The sequence below is a fragment of the Streptomyces sp. NBC_00344 genome (assembly GCF_036088315.1).
Lineage (GTDB): Bacteria > Actinomycetota > Actinomycetes > Streptomycetales > Streptomycetaceae > Streptomyces.
Genome location: NZ_CP107996.1, coordinates 4,215,485 through 4,235,000, shown reverse-complemented (window position 1 = coordinate 4,235,000; position 19,516 = coordinate 4,215,485). Strand labels below are relative to the sequence as shown.

The window sequence follows — 19,516 nt, the reverse complement described above, 5'->3', positions numbered from 1 at the left end:
TCAAAGGAACCGCGTCTCTTACGAGACGGGGTATCAACATATCTGGCGTTGACTTTTGGCACGCTGTTGAGTTCTCAAGGAACGGACGCTTCCTTTGTACTCACCCTCTCGGGCTTTCCTCCGGGCTTTTCCCTTCGGTCTTGCGTTTCCGACTCTATCAGACTCTTTCGTGTCCGATTCCCGGTCGGCCGGGGATTGCTTTCCAGTTCTTCGCTTTCGCGTTTCCCTTTCCGGCGACTCCGACTTTATCAGAATCATTTCGGCCGAGCTAATCGGCTACTTGATTCGAAAATCGGAAGGCTCAGCGGAAATGATTTCCGCGAGCGAGAGAGACTCTAACCGTCGAGCCCCGAACCTGTCCAGTTTGGGGCAACCGTTCTAATCTACCTCCCCACGCGAACCGTGTCAACGGCTTTTGTGGGCGAGGGAGACACTAGCAGCTCAGAGGGGTCGTACGCACATCACGCTGCGACGGGGAGAACGGCGCTGCGCCCGGCGTCCTCCAGGTCTCCGGTCTCACCCACGCGTGCGGCTCGGCCACCCACTGCGTAGACGTACAGCAGGAACAGGGCCTCGACCGCGATCCCGATGGCGATACGGGACCAGGTCGGCAGGCCGGACGGCGTCACGAACCCCTCGATGGCACCGGAGACGAATAGGACGAGGGCCAGGCCGATGGCCATTCCGATCGCGGCGCGGCCCTGCTCCGCCATGGCGGTGCGCCTGGACCTGGGCCCGGGATCGATGAGCGTCCAGCCGAGTCTCAGACCCGTGCCCGCCGCGACGAAGACCGCGGTGAGTTCGAGGAGTCCGTGCGGCAGCACCAGGCCGAGGAAGGTGTCGAGGCGGCCTGCCGACGACATCAGACCGGCTCCCACTCCGAGGTTGAGCATGTTGAGGAAGAGGATCCACAGGACCGGTATGCCGATGAAGACGCCGAGTGTCAGGCACATGGCCGCAGCCTGGGCGTTGTTCGTCCAGACCTGAGCGGCGAAGGAGGCTGCGGGGTGGCTCGAGTAGTACGTCTCGTACTCACCGCCGGGCCTGGTCATACCGTGCAGTTCCGCGGGGGGTGCGATGGCCGCCTGGACCTCGGGGTGCGTGGCGATCCACCAGCCGATCAGAGCCGCGAGCCCGGTGGAGATCAGCGCGGTGGGCACCCACCAGTGCCTGGCGCGGTAGACGGCGGCGGGAAATCCCGCCGTGAGGAAGTGGACGGCGTCCCGCCATCCGGCCTGCCGGGTGCCGGTCACCGTGGCACGGGCGCGCGCCACCAGTTCCGTCAGGCGTGCGATGAGCACCGGGTCCGGAGCGCTCGACTGAATACGGGAAAGATGCGTGGCGGTCCGCTGATACAGCACGACGAGCTCGTCCGCTTCCGCTCCGGTGAGACGGCGCCCTCGGTGCAGCAGGGTGTTCAGGCGGTCCCACTCGGCATGGTGGGCGGTGACGAATACGTCGAGGTCCATCGTCGGCTGCAGCTCCAGCACTCGGTCCGTACGGCGCGCTTGGGGCCAGCTTGGCAGACTGATGTCCGGCGATGCGCGAAAGGGCGGCGACTGAGGGGTGGGCACCGGTGAGTGAACTCGTGACAGGGGACGCAGTCGTACTCGGGCTGCGCACGGCGAGGTTGCCGAGCCGGGCGCTGGCCCTGGCGATCGACCTGGTGCTGGTGTGGACGGTGTATCTGGCGGGGTCGATCGCCTTGCTGGCCGCCACCGCGTCCCTGGACGATGCCGCGCAGGCAGCGATCACCGTGGCGAATTTCCTTCTGGTGCTGGTGGGGGCGCCGATCGCGGTCGAGACGCTCAGCCATGGGCGCTCACTGGGAAAGCTGGCGTGCGGGCTGCGGGTGGTGCGGGACGACGGGGGACCGATCCGGTTCCGCCACGCGCTGGTGCGCGGCGCGATCGGTGTGGTGGAGATCCTGATGACGTTCGGGATCGTCGCGTGCATCGCCTCACTGGTTTCCGCGCGGGGGCGCCGGATCGGTGACGTCTTCGCCGGAACCCTGGTCGTCCGGGAGCGGGTGTATACGGGGCGGGCCGGCGCCGTGCCACCCCCACCGCCGTGGCTGGTCGGGCGGTTCGGGCAATTGGATCTTTCCGCGGTGCCCGATGGACTGTGGCTGGCCGTTCGGCAGTACCTGACCCGGATGCGGCAGCTCGACGCGGCGGTGAGCTGGGCGATGGCGGAGCGGCTGGCCGCTGATCTGGTGGCCGCCACGGGGGTGCAGGCGCCCCAGGGAGTGCCTCCGGCGGCCTACTTGGCGGCTGTGGTGAACGAGCGGCAGGCGAGGGAGGCCCGGCGGATGTTCGGGGGGCCCGCGTCGCGTCCGGCCGGTCCGGACGTGGGGGCGACGGCGGTGGGTTCGCCGGAGACGGCGGAGCCCGAGTGTTCCATGTCGTTCGCGGGACCCAGGTCACCGTGGGGGCCCGGAACTCCGGACGGGCTCGCGGCCGTACCGGCCGCACCTGCCGCACCGGGGCTACAGGGCAGCTCTCCGGGCACCCAGGCAGGTCCCGGTGCGCCGGCCGGACCCGGCGACTCCGCTGGTCGCGTCACCTCTGCAACACCGTCTTCCGGCCCGGGTGTTGAACGGACCGGCCGTGCGGATGCGCCTCCCGCGACGGGCTTCGTACCGCCTGCGTAGCCGACAGCTTCTGCGGCGGACCAGGCCGATCCGGTGGACCCGGCGGTCAGGGAAAGACAGAAGGCGGGGTCTCCAGGTGTTCGAGCTCGATGCCGGGGGCCGCCAGGACTACGTCACCGGCGATGTGGACCGCGTACTGCTCACCGGTGTCCAGGGCGCTGACCTGGTATTCGTCCACCAGCAGGGGGCCGTTGTCAGTGGCGTGCGCTTCACTCTTCAGTAGCGCCCAGGACTGGTCGACGGTACGGGGCGCCAGCACCGGGTCGGTAAGGGCGACCAGGCGGACGCGAGTAGCGGGGGATTCGGGGGTGAGACCGAGCAGACGGGCTGTTGCGACAAGGAAGGCGGGGGAGGTGCCGGTGAAGGCGTGAGCGGGGGCATTGCCTTCGGTGGCATAGGCACCGGTGGGATCGGTACGCACCCAGGTGACTCCCTCGATGGCGGCGCCGCGCACCTGCCAGCTCGCGGCGTGGACTTCGAGGCGGATGGGGCGGCCCAGTTCGTCGATGGCCAGATCGACGGAGCCGGCGTGGTCACCGGAGGGGGTCGTGGTCTGCGAGACGTAGCGCCAGCCGGAAGGGCCGGGCGCACAGTGGAAGTGTTCTTCGCCGAGAGGGGTGTGGTCGTGCAGATCGTGGAGCGAATAACGGCCGCGGGGCATGGGGTCCTTGGGGCTGTCTGAGGCCGGTACGGGGCAGGCCCCCCGACACGGGGGTGCGGGGGCCTGCCCGGTACTTGACTACTGCGGCCGTCCGCCGGCAGCGGATATCCCGCAGCCGCTGACGACAACGGCCGCGGGTGACGGCACGCACCGCTGCGGAGTGGTCCGGAACCCGGGTCGGTCCCGGACGCGGTCAGTAGCGGTAGTGGTCCGACTTGTACGGGCCCTCGACCTCGACACCGATGTAGGCGGCCTGTTCGGGGCGGAGCGTCGTGAGCTTCACGCCGAGCGCGTCCAGGTGGAGACGGGCGACCTTCTCGTCGAGGTGCTTGGGCAGCACATAGACATCGGTCGGGTACTCCTGGGGCTTGGTGAACAGCTCGATCTGGGCCAGCGTCTGGTCCGCGAACGAGTTGGACATCACGAACGACGGGTGGCCGGTCGCGTTGCCCAGGTTCAGCAGGCGCCCCTCGGAGAGGACGATCAGCGTCTTGCCGTCGGCGAACTTCCAGGTGTGGACCTGGGGCTTGACCTCGTCCTTGACGATGCCGGGGATCTTGGCCAGGCCCGCCATGTCGATCTCGTTGTCGAAGTGACCGATGTTCCCGACGATGGCCTGGTGCTTCATCTTGGCCATGTCGGCGGCCATGATGATGTCCTTGTTGCCGGTCGTGGTGACGAAGATGTCAGCAATGGAGACGACGTCGTCGAGGGTCGCGACCTGGAAGCCGTCCATGGCTGCCTGCAGGGCGCAGATCGGGTCGATCTCGGTGATGATCACCCGTGCGCCCTGGCCGCGCAGTGACTCCGCGCAGCCCTTGCCCACGTCGCCGTATCCGCAGACGACCGCGACCTTGCCGCCGATGAGGACGTCAGTGGCGCGGTTGATGCCGTCGATCAGGGAGTGGCGGCATCCGTACTTGTTGTCGAACTTGGACTTGGTGACCGCGTCGTTGACGTTGATCGCCGGGAAGAGGAGCTGCCCGTCGCGCTGCATCTCGTACAGACGGTGGACCCCGGTGGTGGTCTCCTCCGTGACGCCGCGGATCTCGGAGGAGAGCTGGGTCCACTTCTGCGGGTTCTCACCGAGAGTGCGGTTGAGGAGCTGCAGGATGTAGCTGTACTCCTCGCTGTCCGCGGTGGCCGGGTCGGGGACAGCACCGGCCTTCTCGAACTCGACACCCTTGTGAACGAGGAGGGTTGCGTCGCCCCCGTCGTCCAGGATCATGTTCGGACCGCCGGTGGAGGTGTTGGGCCAGGTCAGTGCCTGCTCCGTGCACCACCAGTACTCCTCCAGCGTCTCCCCCTTCCAGGCGAAGACCGGGATGCCGGCGGGGGCGTCCGGGGTGCCCTCGGGGCCGACCGCGATGGCGGCGGCGGCGTGGTCCTGGGTGGAGAAGATGTTGCAGGAGGCCCAGCGGACCTCGGCGCCGAGGGCGACCAGTGTCTCGATCAGGACGGCGGTCTGCACGGTCATGTGCAGCGAACCGGTGACACGGGCGCCGGCCAGCGGCTGCGCCGACGCGTATTCCTTGCGGATCGACATCAGGCCGGGCATCTCGTGCTCGGCGAGGGTGATCTCCTTGCGCCCGTAGGCGGCCAGGGACAGGTCGGCGACCTTGAAGTCCTGGCTGCTGGCGTCAGTCGTCATATGAGCTGCTCCTCGGAAGGTTGGTCGAGGGTGTAGGGACCGGATGCTGCGGCGACGGGCGTGGAGGCACAGGAATGCCCGAGCGCTCGCGGCGCAGTCCGTCGGAGGCCCTCTCTCCCTCGGCCGGTCCGTACTACGGACCGCCCGACCGCCATCAGCAGCGACGTCTGGCTCACCTCGAATCTACACCGACCTGCTCGGTCGGCCCCAGCCCGCCTGGGCCGGGGGCGGCCGCTCGGGAGCGACCGGTGCCGGACGACGCCCGGGGACCGGGCCGCCAGATGGACGACTGGTCCCCGTCATCGACGACAGCAGTCGGCGTACGCCGTACGGCGTACGGTCGGCGCTCCGGCAGGTGCAGCCGCCGAGGACCCCGGCACCGTGGCCACCCCACGCCGGGCAGATCAGGGCCCGGCCGGCTCGAACGGTCACGGCCCCCGGCACCGGCAGCGGGGCACCCCGTGGGCCGATCAGCACCCCGGCAGCCACGAGCGGCCTGCGCCCCGGCAGGTTCACACGGTCACGGCACCGGCAGCCCCGCACGGGCCGGATCAGCGCCCGGCACCCGGGAACGGTCGGCGCCCCGGCAGGGTCAGACGTTCAGGGCGCCGGCGCCCTGAACGTCCTGGGTTCCGACAGGTGCAGACGCTCAGCGCTCCGGCACCCGCGTACGCCCAGGACTTCACCAGGTTCAGACGGCCACGGCTACGGCACCTGGACCGGGCGGGTCAGGACGCCAGCAGGTGCAGCCGGCCACAGCCCCAGCACCGGGGCCGGCCAGAACCAGGCGGCCGGCGTCCAGGCGGTCAGCGTCCACGCTCCCACTGCCCCGGCCTCTTTCCCCTGGTGGTCACCGCCCCGGCCGTCACTCCCCAGTCACTCCCCCGGCGGGTCAGTGCTCCGGCACGGGGGACGGGCCGCCCGGTGTCGCCGCGGGGTCGTCGCCGGCGGCGGCCTGCGCCTCGCTGTAGATGTCCGGCTCCAGGTAGATCACCCGGGCGATCGGGACCGCGGACCTGATGCGGTCCTCGGCGGCGTTGATCGCATGGGCCACCTGGGTCGCCGTGTCGTCGTGCTGAACAGCGATCTTGGCGGCGACCAGCAGTTCCTCAGGACCGAGGTGGAGCGTCCGCATGTGGATCACCGAGGTGACCGTCTCGTGGTCGACGATGGCCTCCCTGATCCGTTCGACCTCCTCAGTGCCCGCCGCCTCGCCGAGCAGCAGTGACTTGGTCTCCGCCGCCAGGACCAACGCGATCAGGATGAGCAGGGTACCGATGCAGAGAGTGCCGATCCCGTCCCAGACACCGTTGTCCGTGCCGATCGCCAGACCCACTCCGGCCAGCGCCAGGACCAGGCCGATCAGCGCGCCGAAGTCCTCGAGCAGCACAACAGGGAGTTCCGGAGCCTTGGCGCGGCGGATGAACTGCGACCAGGAGAGCGAGCCCCGGGTCTGGTTGGACTCCTTGATGGCCGTACGGAAGGAGTAGCCCTCCGCGATGATCGCGAATACCAGGACACCCACCGGCCAGTACCAGTTGTCGAGGGAGTGCGGGTGCTTGACCTTCTCGTAGCCCTCGTAGAGCGCGAACATGCCGCCGACCGAGAAGAGCACGATCGAGACGAGGAAGGCGTAGATGTAGCGCTCACGGCCGTAGCCGAAGGGATGTTGCGGTGTCGCCTCGCGCTGCGCCTTCTTACCGCCGAGCAGCAGCAGGCCCTGATTGCCCGAGTCGGCGAGCGAGTGCACGCTCTCGGCAAGCATCGACGACGAGCCACTGAAGAGGAACGCCACGAACTTCGCTGCCGCGATCGCGAGGTTGGCGCCGAGCGCCGCCACAATCGCCCTGGTTCCGCCTGACGCACTCATAGGTGGACATATTCCCTTCGTCGCTGCTGCGGGCCCGGCACCGCTGCTGCGGCCGCCGTCCGGCCGCACATTGTCGCATCAGGCCACAACGGTGGCGCGGAAGATCGTGCCCGCTCCCGACAGTGTGACGCGCTCGCCCGCGGGCACGAACACCGACCGTCCAGGAGCGAGGGCCAGTTCACCGATCGCGGGCTCGCCCGCGGTGCAGAGCAGGATCTGCGCGGTGCCTGCGGGAAGGGTGAGCGGGGCCGCGTCCTCGGGCCGCACGTACCGTGACAGCCGGAACTCGTCGATCGGGGTGTCGTAGAGCTCCTCACCGTCGGGCGCGGCCTCCGGCCGCAGGACACCCGGGTCGGTCGCCTCGAACCTGACGACGCGGAGCAGTTCCGGGACATCGACGTGCTTCGGGGTCAGACCGCAGCGCAGCACATTGTCGGAGTTGGCCATGATCTCGACGCCGAGACCGTTGAGATAGGCGTGCGGGATCCCCGCGCCGAGGAACAGCGCTTCGCCCGGCTGCAGTTGAACGTAGTTGAGCAACATCGCGGCGATGACACCAGGGTCGCCCGGATAGTGGTGGGCGATCGAGGCGTACGGGGCGTGTGCGCCGCCGAGACGCCCGGCGGCCGCCGCCGCGTCGGCGACGGTGGCTTTCATCTCCTCGGGATCCGCGGTCAGCACCGCGGTGAGGACCTCGCGCAGCGCGGCCTCGTCCGGACTGGCGCGCAGGATGTCCACATACGGCTTGAGGGAGTCGACTTCGAGGGCCGCGAGCAGTTCCGCGGCATCGCCGGGGGTGCGGAAGCCGCACAGGCCGTCGAAGGGCGTGAGCGCGCAGATCAGTTCCGGTTTGTGGTTCGCGTCCTTGTAGTTGCGGTGCGGGGCGTCGATCGGGACGGCCCTGCGCTCCTCGTCCTCGTACCCTTCCCTCGCCTGCGACAGGTCGGGGTGCACCTGGACGGAGAGCGGGGCGCCGGCCGCGAGGATCTTGAGCAGGAAGGGAAGACGCGGGCCGAACTTCTTGACCGCGGCAGCGCCGAGTTCGGCCTCGGGGGCCGCGTCGATGACCGTGGACAGGGGCGTTCCCCCGGCGCCGCGGTCGACGTGTGACGGCGCACCGGGATGCGCTCCCATCCACATCTCGGCCTGCGGCTCGCCGGTGGGCCGAGTGCCGAGCAGAGCCGGGATGGCGGTCGTAGAGCCCCAGGCGTAGGGGCGCACGGTGTTGGCGAGGCGGTCCATGACGCTACTTTCCGGTGTGCTTCGAGTGGGCCGAGTGGGCCGGGCCCCGCCCGGCCCGCGGGTTCAGGCCGAGGCGGCGAGCGCCAGATAGACGGCGGCGAAGTCGGTGACGGCGACGAGTTCGGCGAGCGCTTCGAGCTCGCTGCCCTCCTCCGGCTCCAGCTCGCTGATGGCGGTGTCCTGGCCGAGGGCGAGTTCGCGGGCCGCCGGGGCGGCGGTGAGACCGCCTGCCGGGCGGTCGCGGAGGAGCACGACCCGCGCGTGCAGTGCCTGCTGTTCGTCCACCCGGTCGCGGAAGAAGTCCTCCGGGTCCGCGTCACCGGACAGCGCACCGACGAGCAGCGCGCCGTGCTGGGGCAGCGCCTCGGGAAGTGCGGCCGCGAGTGCGGGGCGGCCGGCCAGTTCGGTCAGTACGGCGGCGAAGCGGCGCCCCACCGGGCCCGCGGCCGTGCCCTCCGTCCAGATGAGCGGAAGGGAGTCGGCGAGCTCCGATGCGAGGGTCTTCGCCGGGTTGCTGTAGGTCGCGGTGGCCGGGCCGCAGCGTTCCGCGATTCCGTCGAGCCGGTCGGCCACCTGCTGGAGCGCATCGGGCGGAGCGGCGACGAGTCCGACCCGGTCGAGGAGGACGAGCAACGGCGTGAAGAGCGCCCACAGCGCACCCGACCCCGCGCCGGTGAACGGAGCTTCGTTCTCCTCCTCGTACGGGGCCTTCGCCATCGGTACGACCATCCCGTGCACCCCGTCGACGGCCTCCGTCAGCGGGGAGCGGAGCGGGGCCACCGCGACGACCGTGCATCCCCGGCGGTAGGCCTGCTCGGCCAGCAGCGCGAGACCCGGCTCCGAACCGTCCGCGGTGGCGATCAGCAGCAGGTCCACGGAGCCGGACCACCCGGGCAGGGTCCAGCGCAGGGCGCCGGCCGCCGGGGCCACACCGGTCGGCCTGAGGCTGACGACGGGGGCGGCAGCGCCCGCCAGCGCGCCGAGCAGGTCGGCGACCCCGGTGGCGGCCGTGCCGGCCCCTGCGACCATGACGGCACGCGGACGGCCCTCCGGCTGAAGGTCCGCGAGGCCGGCCTCGGCCGCGTGCCGTGCGGCGGTGCGGACGCGGGCCCCGGCTTCGGCGGCCCCGCGGAGCAAGCCGCGGCGGTCGGCTCGTGCCAGGGCTTCCGGGGCGTCGAGCAACGACTCGTCGAGCATCGGGGTCTGCCTCCTCCGATCGGCCTCGCGTGTGCGCATGCGCGGCTGTGGTGTGGGCTCCCGGCGGTGGCGCCGCCGGGACGTTCTCAGGCCGGGCGGCGGGCCTCGTCGACGAGGAGCACGGGGATGTCGTCCCTGACGGGATAGGCGAGCCCGCAGTCCTTGCCGGTGCAGATCAGCTCGGGGTTCTCATCGGCCGACCGGTCGTCGAGCGGAGCGTGACAGACCGGGCAGGCGAGGATCTCCAGGAGGCCGGCTTCGAGCGGCATGGGGTGGTCCCTTCGAACATACGGTTTGGGCCTGGTCAGCCTACCGCCGGGGCGGGGCTGGTGCGGGGTGCCGGGGCGGTTGCGGGGTGCCGGGAACGGGCGCGGAGCGCCGGGCACGGGGACCGGATCCGCGACACGGTCCGGGACGTTCAGGAATCCGTGGCGCGGACGAGGTGCAGGACCTCGTCCCGTGTTTTCGTCATCGTCGTCGCGTCCCGGGCCTCCACGTTGAGGCGCAGCAGGGGCTCGGTGTTGGACGGCCGGAGGTTGAACCACCAGGTGTCGGCCGTCACGGTCAGGCCGTCGAGGTCGTCGGTCGTGATGCCCGGGCGGCCGGCGAAGGCCGCGCGTACGGCCGCTGTGCAGGCCCGCTGATCGCTGACCGTGGAGTTGATCTCACCGGACGCGGCGTATCGGTCGTACTGGGCCACCAGGGAGGACAGGCTGTCCGGACTGCTGCCGAGCGCCGACAGCACGTGCAGGGCGGCGAGCATGCCGGTGTCGGCGTTCCAGAAGTCGTGGAAGTAGTAGTGCGCCGAATGCTCGCCGCCGAAGATCGCACCGGTGGCTGCCATCTCCTGCTTGATGAAGGAGTGGCCGACCCGGGTGCGGACCGGGCGGCCGCCGTTCTCGCGGACGACCTCGGGGACCGACCAGGAGGTGATCAGATTGTGGATCACCGTGCCGCCCGGGTGCTTGGCCAGTTCACGGGCTGCCACCAGGGCGGTGATCACCGACGGGGAGACACCCTCGCCGCGTTCGTCCACGACGAAGCAGCGGTCGGCGTCCCCGTCGAAGGCCAGGCCGAGGTCCGCGCCCTCGGCACGCACCCGGGCCTGCAGATCGACGAGGTTCGCCGGGTCCAGCGGGTTGGCCTCGTGGTTGGGGAAGGTGCCGTCAAGCTCGAAGTAGAGCGGTACGAGGTCGATCGGCAGCCGGTCGAAGACCGTGGGAACCGTGTGGCCGCCCATCCCGTTGCCCGCGTCGACCACCACCTTCAGCGGGCGGAGCCCGGAGAGATCCACCAGGGAGTGAAGATAGGCCGCGTAGTCCTGCAGCGTGTCACGTTCGGTGACGGCACCTGGATCGGCGGCGGGCGCCGGGGCGCCGGCGGCCGACCAGTCCTCGACCAGAGTGCGGATCTCGGTGAGGCCGGTGTCCTGGCCGACCGGTGACGCACCGGCCCGGCACATCTTGATGCCGTTGTACTGAGCGGGGTTGTGCGAGGCGGTGAACATCGCTCCGGGCAGGTCGAGTTGGCCGGAGGCGAAGTACAGCTGATCCGTCGAGCAGAGGCCGATGAGCGTGACGTCGGCGCCCCGGGCGGCGGCGCCGCGGGCGAAGGCGCCGGACAGACCGGGCGACGAGGGACGCATGTCGTGGCCCACCACGATCGCCGATGCGCCCGTCACCTGCACGAACGCGGCGCCGAACAGCTCGGCCGTCGACTCGTCCCACTGGTCGGGAACCACTCCGCGTACGTCGTACGCCTTCACGACCTGCGACAAGTCGACGGCAGCAGCCACTTCGGTCCTCCTGAGATCCGCTACGGGCCACTCAAACTACCCGCAGGGATGAAGGGCCCCCGCTCCCCGGCTCCGCGTCACGGCAGCATCCAGCTCAGCACCGCTGTGCTCTGGAGCACGACGATCACGCACATCACGAGCAGCAGACCGAGACTCCATGGCAGGACTTTGCGCAGCAGATCCCCCTCCCGCCCCTTCAGCCCGACGGCCGCGCAGGCGATGGTCAGATTCTGCGGGGAGATCATCTTGCCGAGCACACCGCCCGAGCTGTTGGCCGCGGCGAGGAGATCGGGCGGAAGTCCCGATTCATGGGCAGCCGACACCTGAAGGGCGCCGAAGAGGGCGTTGGACGAGGTGTCGGAACCGGAGACCGCGACCCCGAACCAGCCGAGCACCGGCGAGAGGAAGGCGAGTCCGGCGCCCGCGGCCGCCACGAAGTGGCCGATGGTGGCGGCCTGCCCGGAGAGGTTCATGACATAGGCGAGGGCGAGCACCGAGGTGACGGTGAGCACCGCGTACCGCAGTTCGTGGACCGTGGCCCCCCACTCCCGCAGTGCGGGGCCGGCGCCCACCCCCAGGACCACCGCGCTGAGCACGCCGGCGAACAGCACCAGGGTCCCCCCGGTGGCGATCAGCGGCAGTGAGAAGTCATTGCCGGAGACCGGTGTGCCGTCCGGCCCCGCCACGTGCAGGAAAGGCCAGTCGAAGACCCGGGTCGCCCGGGCGAGCAGGCTCTTGACGGGCGGGATCTGCGCGACGGAGAAGACCGCGACGATCAGCGCGTACGGCGCGTAGGCGCGCACCACTTCACGTCGCGGGTCCTGCTGGTCGAGATCCGCGCTGCGCACTCCGGTGAGCACGGTCGCCCTGACCGGCTCGGCCGCCGGCCTGCGGGCGGCGGGCACCGCCATCAGGGCCGCGGCGCCGGCCAGCGCGGCCACGATGTCGGCGAGTTGGACGGAGAGGAAGTTCGAAGCGGTGAACTGGGCCACGGCGAAGGCGAGTCCGCAGACGAGGGCGGGCAGCCAGGTCTCCCGCAGTCCGCGGCGGCCGTCGACGATGATCACCAGCAACAGCGGTACGACCAGGGCGAGCAGCGGTGTCTGACGGCCGACGACGGAGGCGACCGAGTCCAGCGGCAGACCGGTGATCTGGGCGAGCGTCACCACCGGTGTGCCCATGGCGCCGAAGGCGACCGGTGCGGTGTTGGCGACGAGCGCGACGACCGCCGCTCTGGCCGGGTCGAAGCCGAGTGCCACCAGCATCACCGCGCAGATGGCCACCGGTGCGCCGAATCCGGCGAGCGCTTCGAGGAGCGCGCCGAAGCAGAAGCCGATGACCAGTGCCTGGATGCGGGGGTCGTCGGCGAGCCGTCCGAAGGAGCGCCGCAGGATGTCGAAGTGGTGGGTGAGGACCGTCATCCGGTACACCCAGAGGGCGTTGACGACGATCCACAGGATGGGGAAGAGCCCGAACAGTGCGCCTTGCACACCTGATGAGACGGTCTGACCGAACGGCATCCGATAGGCGAGCAGGGCGACAGCGACGGCCACGGCGAGCCCGGCAAGACCCGCCCAGTGGGCTTTCATCCGCAGGCCGCCGAGCAGGACCAGCACGGTGAGCAGCGGGAGCGCGGCAACAAGGGCGGAGAGAATGAGCGAACCGGCGACGGGTTCCAGCTGCTGGACAAACACGGGGCCTCGATCCTCACGGGTGAGGGAATCGTCGTGTTCATGGCAAGCGGAAGTCAATGCTCCGGACAGGATGCGGCGCCGAGGAGGACGGCAGAAGGCGCATACGGGAGGACCCGGGACCCGAAAATCAGGACCCTGGAGCCCAGAGCCCGGAACCCAGGAGCCGTCGACTCGGGCCCAGGACTCACTCGGGCGAGCGCAGTACCCGCAGATGCCCACGGCGGCCGGCCTCCACCGGGTTGGCCGAACGTCCACCCCCGGGCTCGGCCGCGCGGTCGTGCGGCCTGGCCGCTTCGCGCACGGCGTTCGCGAGGGCCTCGAGATCATCGCCGCTGGGCCCGGCGGGGGCCGAGCCGTCGGTGAGACGCACGACCTCCCAGCCGCGCGGCGCGGTCAGCCGCTCGCTGTGCTCGGCGCACAGGTCGTAGCAGTGGGGCTCGGCATAGGTGGCGAGCGGACCGAGGACCGCGGTCGAGTCGGCGTAGACGTACGTCAGCGTCGCGACGGCGGGGCGGCCGCACGCAGTGCGAGAACAGCGACGTACAGGGCTCACGATATTGGACGGTACCGCACTCTTGAGCGGGCCGCGACGACGCGCCCCGGCGTCACCCCACCGTGTCGTGGCGCGATCTCCACCCCGCGCCCATCGGGGCAACTCGCTTGACCTGCACGGCTACCGGGCCGAATAGGCAGCAACCGACAGATTTCCATCACCACTGCGGCGATATCCAGTCATTCGCCATAAGTCGACCGGTCGGAAACAGCCAGACGATCGATCTGCGACATACCTGGAACGCGCAATATCCGACATGGCGCGCACCCGCCGGTCGACGGCTTCGTCGCGTCCCCCGGAGAGTTACGCTGCGTCAGTGATGGACAGCTCGATGGACAGCTCGCCGCCGACCCCGCCGGCCGAGCCTCGGCAGCGCCGGCGGGACCGGCACGGCCGCGGGATGCGCGGGCCCCTGGCGCCGCCCCAGGTGCCGCTCTCCGCGAGCAGGGCGGAGTCCTTCCGCGATCTCGTGCAGGACTCCGTGGAACGGCTGGAAAGGCGCTGGCCGCAGCTGTCCGAAGTGGATTTCGTGGTTCTCGATGTGCCCAGCGCGGGCGGTGCCGACAGCCCCGATGACTGGCCCGGCGAGACCTCCGTCCCACTCGGCAGCGCGGTCGCGGCCGGGAAGGAGCGGCCCGCGCAGATCGTCGTCTACCGGCGCCCCGTCGAGATCCGCACCAAGAACCGCGACGAGCGCGCCCTGCTGGTGCACGAGGTCGTCGTCGAGCAGGTCGCCGAACTGCTCGGTCTGGCACCGGAGTCCGTCGACCCGCGGTACGGCCAGGACTGACCGGCGCGGGCCGCGGACGTCAGTCGTCCAGCAGGGAGAGATCCTGCCGGGCCGCCGGCACGGAGACCGTCCCGCGGTCGTCCGGCAGGGTCTGCACCGTGAACATCGGAATGCCGTCCTCGGGGAGTTCGAGGGTCCGTGCCGCGTAGACCTCGCCGCCGCCGGACTCGGGCTGGACCGTGAGCGCGTACGACCCCTTGAGCCCGGACGGCACTGAGGGCTTCACGGCGAGCGTCGTGCCGCCCTTGACCGTGTACGTCTTGACCACCTGGTCCCCGCCTCCGGTTCCCGCCGACGAGGTGACCTTCACCTTCGCGGTCGCCCCGGGGGCGGCCAGCGAGAGCGTCGAGCCCTTGGACCGGTTGTCGGCCGCCGTGGAGCGCGCGCCCACTGGCTCGGTCGCCGGGATGAAGGCGACCTCCTGCTTGCTGCCCTTGCCGCGCACCACGCGCAGGGCTGCCACGAACGGCACCTTGCGGCCGCCGTCCTGGGACAGCACCAGCGACCCTGCGGCGCCCTTGGTGACGTCGCCCAGGTCGGCGGCCGCCGTCATGCCCGCCTTGAGATGCAGGCCCTCGTGGCCGGCCGGGGTGATCGTGCCGTCGGCCGCGGCCAGTTGGACCTTGAGGTCGACGTCGTCGGACCCGGGTGCGAAGGCCACCAGCCGGACCGACGTGGCGTCCGCCGGGATACCGGGGAGCACCATCCGGCCGGCCGGGGCGGCGGACGCGGACAGCCAGTCGCTGCCGAGCTTCTGGTCCAGGGACTGGACCGCGGCGCCGACCCGGCCGGTGCGGGTGCTCACATGGACGGTCACGTTGTCGGCAGGGTCGGGCGCCAGGGTGGAGAGCAGTACCGGCACCGACGATCCGGCAGGAACCGTGATGCCCTCCCCCACATCGGACTTGATGGCCCCGTCCTTGCCGTACAGCTCGATGTCGGCGACCGCTGCGGTGTCGTCCGGGTTGGTGAGATGGACGTAGTCCTGCCGGTCCGCCGATGTACTCGCGCCGGGGAACCAGAAGTCGGTGTCCGGCGCGGTGCAGCGGGTACCCAGCACTCCGCGTGAGCCGCCGGCGTCGACCGTGGTGGTCTGCTGGGTTGTCCAGCCGGGCGCGAGCCGGCCATCGGCGGAGCCGATGAGGGCCGGGGACTCTCCCCCCGAGTCCTTGGCGGTGACGGGCCTGCCCGGCGCCTTGAGTGACACCACGGGCTTGTCCTGGTCCGGGCCCTTGCTCTTCTTGCCGCCCTTCTTGCCGCCATCGGCGGCGTCCGTCCCCTGCCCGGCGGCGGAGGGCAGCAGCCGGGCCGACCCGGTCGCCCCTCCCTGCTCCCCGGCCGGTGTGAAGGAGGTGTACGTGGTCTCGGCGAGCTGGGATGTGCTGGGCGCCGGGCACAGCAGGCTGGAACGCTCCACGGGCAGCCTGGCAGCGGCCTTCGCCTCGGCAGGCCCCCCGGACGGAGCGGTCAGCGAGGCGAATCCGGTGATCGCCGCCAGGGCGGTGACCGCCGCGGCGAGGGCGAGGGCGGTGCGGTTCACTGGTTGCTCCCGTCAGGGCGGTGCTGCTCGTTCTCGTCGGGGTACGGCGGGTGCGACGGCCTGGGCGGCTGCTGCGGATCCTCAGGCTGCTGGTAGCCGTACGGGGCGTATCCACCCTCCTGTGACGGCTGCTGCTGGTACGGGTCGTACGGCTCACCGGGATAGGAGCCGTCCTGGTACTCCCCGCCCTGATACTGCTCGTTGCCGTACTGCCCGGCCGACTGCTGCTCGCCGGGGTAGGGGCCGGAGCCGTACTGCTCGCCGGGGTAGGGACCGGAGCCGTACTGCTCGCCGCCGTACCCGTCCGCCGGGTACTGCTGGTAGTCGGCGGCCTGGTACGCGGGCTGCTGCCACTCCCCGTACGCGGGCTGCTGAGGCACCTCGGCCCCGTACTGCGGCTCGAAGTCGCCCTCGACCGCGGGGGTCGCGGGCTCGGCGTCGGGTGCGTACCCGTCGTCGGTCGCCAGGAGGGTTCCCGTCGCGGCGCCCTCATCGGTGTCCGCCTGGGCCGCGGCGCGCAGCCTGCGCGCCCGCCGGCCTTCGCCCTCCACCGGCTGCGCTGGAACGGCGATCTCCTCGTCGGGGAGGTCGTCGTCGACCTTCTTGCGCCGGCCGGGCAGCGCGAGCACCAGCAGGACCACGGCCAGCAGGCCCTGCGTCCAGACCCACGCCGTGTGGGTGATCGGGGTGCTGTAGGTCACGTCGAGCCTGCCGCCCTCGGCCGGCAGCCGGAAGCCCTGCGCCCAGCCGTCGACGGTGGTCCCGGTCAGCGCACGGCCGTCCAGGGTGGCCTGCCAGCCCGGGGCCACGGAGTCGGCGATCCGCAGGACCCGGCCCGCCGTGCCGGCCGGCACGGTCGTATGGATGTCCACCGGGCCGGCGGCGACGGAACGGGGTTCGGCGGCGTCCGCCGGCGAACCCGATGTGCCGGAGATGATCGTGGCCCGCGCGACCTGGCGGTCCACCCGCCACAGCGCGCTGCCGTCCAGCTGGCTCAGCCTGCTCAGACCCGGCGTGGCATCGAGTACCCGGCTCATCTCGCGCGGTGCGCCGTCCCGTACCAGCACATAGCGCACCGCGTACCCGCTGAGCTGGGTCGACTGGTCGGCGCCCGATCCGGCGACCAGGTTGGCGACAACCCTGTCGAGGCGGGAGCTGCTGCCGCCGGACCCGGCGAGCTCGGCGTCACCGAGCCGGCCACCGGAGCCCCGGACCAGGGTGTACGAGACCTCGGCCGGTGAGCTCCCGCCGAGTACCAGGGTGCGGGCCTGGTCGCGGGTGCCGCTCTCCTCCGCGACGAAGGCCGGGACCTGCACCGGGTCGCGCCGTTCCAGCGGGCCGTCGGCGCCACTGATCATCCATCCGAAGGCGGCGACCACGGGTGCGAGGACGGCCGCGACGGCGATGAGTCCGGCGACCGGCTGGCGCCAGCCGAAGCTCTGGCTCGCGACCCGTTCGCGTGCCCCTTCGGCGCCGAGGACCGCGGCGGCCAGCAGAGCGATGCCGTAGACCAGAGTCGCGGGGCCCGCCCAGCCCGAGCTGTTGGCGAGGGCCGAGAAGAACAGACCCACCAGGGCGACCGCCCAGGCACCGCGGATGGCGAACTGCCGTTCTCCGCGCAGCAGGGCGGCCAGCGCGGCGAGCACCACACCGATCAGCAGCACGCCCCCCGCCGCCTTCGGTCCGCCGGGGCTCATGCCCAGCAGATCGAGGGCGGATGCGGAACCCTTGCCGAACTCCAGCCCGGCCTCACGGAAGAAGCCTGAGGGGCCGGTGAGCAGAGAGAGCGACCAGGGCGCGAGCACCAGGACCGGTGTGCCGACGACGGCCAGGAAGCGCAGGCCGTACGCGGTGATGTCGTCGCGCCGCAGCGCCAGTACGACGATCCCGAGCACCAGCGCGAACGGCCACACGATCGGCGTGAAGGCCATCGCGAAGGTCAGCAGGAAGGTGTACGCCCAGACGGCCCGCCAGCTCCCGCGCACCCCGCGGAGTCCGGCGGCGGACACCGCGCAGCGCGCGATGAGCGGCAGCAGCACGGCCAGTACGGCGGTCCCGAGCCGCCCGGAGGCCAGCGCACCGGTCGCCGCGGGCAGAAACGCGTAGGCGATGCTCCCCCAGGCACGGAGCAGGCGTGACTCGGTGAGCGGGCGCGAGACGAAGTAGGCGGTGAGGCCGGCCAGCGGCACCGAGCAGACCAGCAGCACGGTGAGGGCGAGCCCGACATGGCCGAGGAGCACCGCGGAGAGCACCGCGATGACGGCCGGATAAGGGGGCGCCGCCTGTGTGCCCCCGGTACCGAAGGGATGCCAGGCGTCCGCGTAGCGGCCCCAGAGCTCCGAGACGTGCTCGGGCGCGGGCAGCAGCGCACCGCCCGCGAGCGCCCCCGAGCCGAGCAGTTGCCGGCAGGCGACGAGCGAGACGAACAGCAGCACGGCGAAGAGCACCGGGGCCGGCTTGCGGGCGAGCCGCTTCAGCCGTGCGAACTGCTCGACCTCCAGGAAGTCCGCGTCGTCCCCGCCGGGCCCCGACTCGACGACGCCGTGCCGCGACCCGCCGGCCTCCACGTCGGAGCTACCGCCGAAATGGCTGACGACCTGCTCGGCTGTCGCCTTGACGGTGGCTCCCGGCGGCGGGAAGAGCGGTCGCAGCTCGTTGGCTTCGACCGCACCCTTCCCGCGTTTGCGCCGGGCGGCGAGGATCCGTTCGGGACGCAGCACCGTGCCCATGAATCCGGCGATCTCGTCGAGCGCCTGTCCCGGCACCTTGCCGACCAGATACGCGACCACCCGCATCAGGGTGCCGAGAACCAGGCGCAGCATGACGTAGGGCAGCGCCCTGCCCGGGGTGTTGACCAGCAGTGTGTACACGGCGCCGGCCTTGTCGACCCGGTGCGGGTTGGCCACCGAACGCCCCACACAGTCGATGGGCCTGCGTTCGCGGGCCGATGCCTCCGCGTGCCGCAGCACGGCGTCGGGTGCCACCACGACCCGGTGGCCCGCGGCATGCGCACGCCAGCAGAGATCGACGTCGTCACGCATCAGCGGCAGTCTGCGGTCGAATCCGCCCAGCTCTTCCCAGACATCACGTCTGATGAGCATTCCGGCAGTCGATACGGAGAGCACCGAACGGACCTGGTCGTGCTGGCCCTGGTCCTGCTCCCGCCGGTCGAGGCCGGTCCAGCGCCGCCCGCTGTTGGCGATCGAGACGCCGACCTCGAGCAGCTGCTTGCGGTCGTACCAGCCGCGGAGCTTGGGGCCGGCGATGACGGTGTGCGGATCGGAATCGACGACGCGCAGCAGTTCGGCCAGTGCGTCAGGGGCCGGCGCACAGTCGTCGTGCAGCAGCCAGAGCCACTGCACCGGCTCCCCGTGCGGCAGTTCGGGCATGTCATAGGTGTCGTCGCGCCAGCTGCGGCTCACCGGGTCCCAGCCGCTCGGCCGCTTCAGGTACGGCAGGTCCTCGGGGGTGAGGACGCCTGCCGTGCGGGCTGCCTCGTCGACCGCCGTGCCGAAGCCGGTACGGCGTGCGAGGTGCAACACCCGCTCGGCGCCCAGCGCTTCGGTGACGAGGCCGGCCGACGCGTCGGCACTGCCGGTGTCGGCCGCGATGACGTTCTGTACGGGCCGTTCCTGCCCGAGCAGCCCTGCGAGCGCGTCGGGCAGCCAGCGGGCGCCGTCGTGGGAGACGAGCACGGCGGTGACGACATGTCGCGGGAACTCTGGCGTTGCGGCCTCTTGAGGGGCCGTCGATTGGCTGTGCACGGACATCGAGGTACGGGCCCCTCCGGCCGGGGTCCGGGGGTCGTTCCCCCCGGAAGGCTGCGTTGCGGATGCGGTGGACGCACGCGTCCCCTGAGGAGGTCGGTGC

Annotated in this window: 14 protein-coding genes; 2 read left to right on the top strand and 12 right to left on the bottom strand. The window is 71.0% G+C overall.

Annotated elements, in window-relative coordinates; translation table 11 throughout:
- Window positions 1-461 precede the first annotated feature (461 nt).
- The gene (locus OHS16_RS19125) at window positions 462-1,469 is read right to left on the bottom strand and encodes a stage II sporulation protein M (RefSeq protein WP_328538428.1); all 1,008 of its coding nucleotides are present in this window, start codon (window positions 1,467-1,469) and stop codon (window positions 462-464) included.
- Between the two features lie 107 nt (window positions 1,470-1,576).
- On the opposite strand from OHS16_RS19125, the gene OHS16_RS19120 reads away from it, so the two are divergent.
- Window positions 1,577-2,653: an RDD family protein gene (locus OHS16_RS19120; protein WP_328538427.1), complete on the top strand. Its 1,077-nt coding sequence runs from the start codon at window positions 1,577-1,579 to the stop codon at window positions 2,651-2,653.
- 46 nt (window positions 2,654-2,699) lie between these two features.
- On the opposite strand, the gene OHS16_RS19115 is transcribed toward OHS16_RS19120, so the two are convergent.
- The 9 genes from OHS16_RS19115 to OHS16_RS19075 form a co-directional block, all read right to left on the bottom strand.
- Window positions 2,700-3,314 (bottom strand): hypothetical protein, encoded by a 615-nt coding sequence (locus tag OHS16_RS19115; RefSeq protein ID WP_328538426.1) that lies wholly within the window; start codon window positions 3,312-3,314, stop codon window positions 2,700-2,702.
- Window positions 3,315-3,507: 193 nt separating this feature from the next.
- A complete protein-coding gene (gene ahcY, locus OHS16_RS19110) occupies window positions 3,508-4,965 on the bottom strand; it encodes an adenosylhomocysteinase (RefSeq protein WP_328538425.1) in 1,458 nt (485 codons plus the stop codon).
- Window positions 4,966-5,857: 892 nt separating this feature from the next.
- Window positions 5,858-6,835, bottom strand: coding sequence for a cation diffusion facilitator family transporter (locus tag OHS16_RS19105; RefSeq protein ID WP_328538424.1), 978 nt, complete (start codon window positions 6,833-6,835; stop codon window positions 5,858-5,860).
- A gap of 78 nt (window positions 6,836-6,913) precedes the next feature.
- The gene (manA, locus tag OHS16_RS19100) at window positions 6,914-8,077 is read right to left on the bottom strand and encodes a mannose-6-phosphate isomerase, class I (RefSeq protein ID WP_328538423.1); all 1,164 of its coding nucleotides are present in this window, start codon (window positions 8,075-8,077) and stop codon (window positions 6,914-6,916) included.
- A gap of 63 nt (window positions 8,078-8,140) precedes the next feature.
- Entirely contained in the window at window positions 8,141-9,274 is a 1,134-nt protein-coding gene (locus OHS16_RS19095) for an SIS domain-containing protein (RefSeq protein WP_328538422.1), read from the bottom strand.
- 86 nt (window positions 9,275-9,360) lie between these two features.
- Window positions 9,361-9,543 carry a Trm112 family protein gene (locus tag OHS16_RS19090; protein WP_328538421.1) on the bottom strand — a complete coding sequence of 61 codons (183 nt, stop codon included), beginning with the start codon at window positions 9,541-9,543 and terminating at the stop codon, window positions 9,361-9,363.
- Window positions 9,544-9,692: 149 nt separating this feature from the next.
- Window positions 9,693-11,069: a phosphomannomutase/phosphoglucomutase gene (locus tag OHS16_RS19085; RefSeq protein WP_328538420.1), complete on the bottom strand. Its 1,377-nt coding sequence runs from the start codon at window positions 11,067-11,069 to the stop codon at window positions 9,693-9,695.
- Window positions 11,070-11,146: 77 nt separating this feature from the next.
- On the bottom strand, window positions 11,147-12,763 hold the full coding sequence (locus OHS16_RS19080) for an L-lactate permease (protein ID WP_328538419.1): 1,617 nt from the start codon (window positions 12,761-12,763) through the stop codon (window positions 11,147-11,149).
- A gap of 184 nt (window positions 12,764-12,947) precedes the next feature.
- On the bottom strand, window positions 12,948-13,319 hold the full coding sequence (locus OHS16_RS19075; RefSeq protein ID WP_328540908.1) for a DUF3499 domain-containing protein: 372 nt from the start codon (window positions 13,317-13,319) through the stop codon (window positions 12,948-12,950).
- Window positions 13,320-13,647: 328 nt separating this feature from the next.
- Here OHS16_RS19075 and OHS16_RS19070 point away from each other — a divergent pair, with 328 nt between their 5' ends.
- Window positions 13,648-14,106 carry a metallopeptidase family protein gene (locus OHS16_RS19070; protein WP_328540907.1) on the top strand — a complete coding sequence of 153 codons (459 nt, stop codon included), beginning with the start codon at window positions 13,648-13,650 and terminating at the stop codon, window positions 14,104-14,106.
- Between the two features lie 19 nt (window positions 14,107-14,125).
- Here OHS16_RS19070 and OHS16_RS19065 read toward each other — a convergent pair whose 3' ends face one another.
- Complete coding sequence (locus tag OHS16_RS19065) at window positions 14,126-15,646, bottom strand: DUF5719 family protein (protein WP_328538418.1); 1,521 nt, start codon at window positions 15,644-15,646, stop codon at window positions 14,126-14,128.
- A complete protein-coding gene (locus OHS16_RS19060) occupies window positions 15,643-19,416 on the bottom strand; it encodes a glycosyltransferase (RefSeq protein ID WP_328538417.1) in 3,774 nt (1,257 codons plus the stop codon). Before OHS16_RS19060 ends, OHS16_RS19065 begins: the two co-directional genes overlap by 4 nt.
- Window positions 19,417-19,516 lie beyond the last annotated feature (100 nt).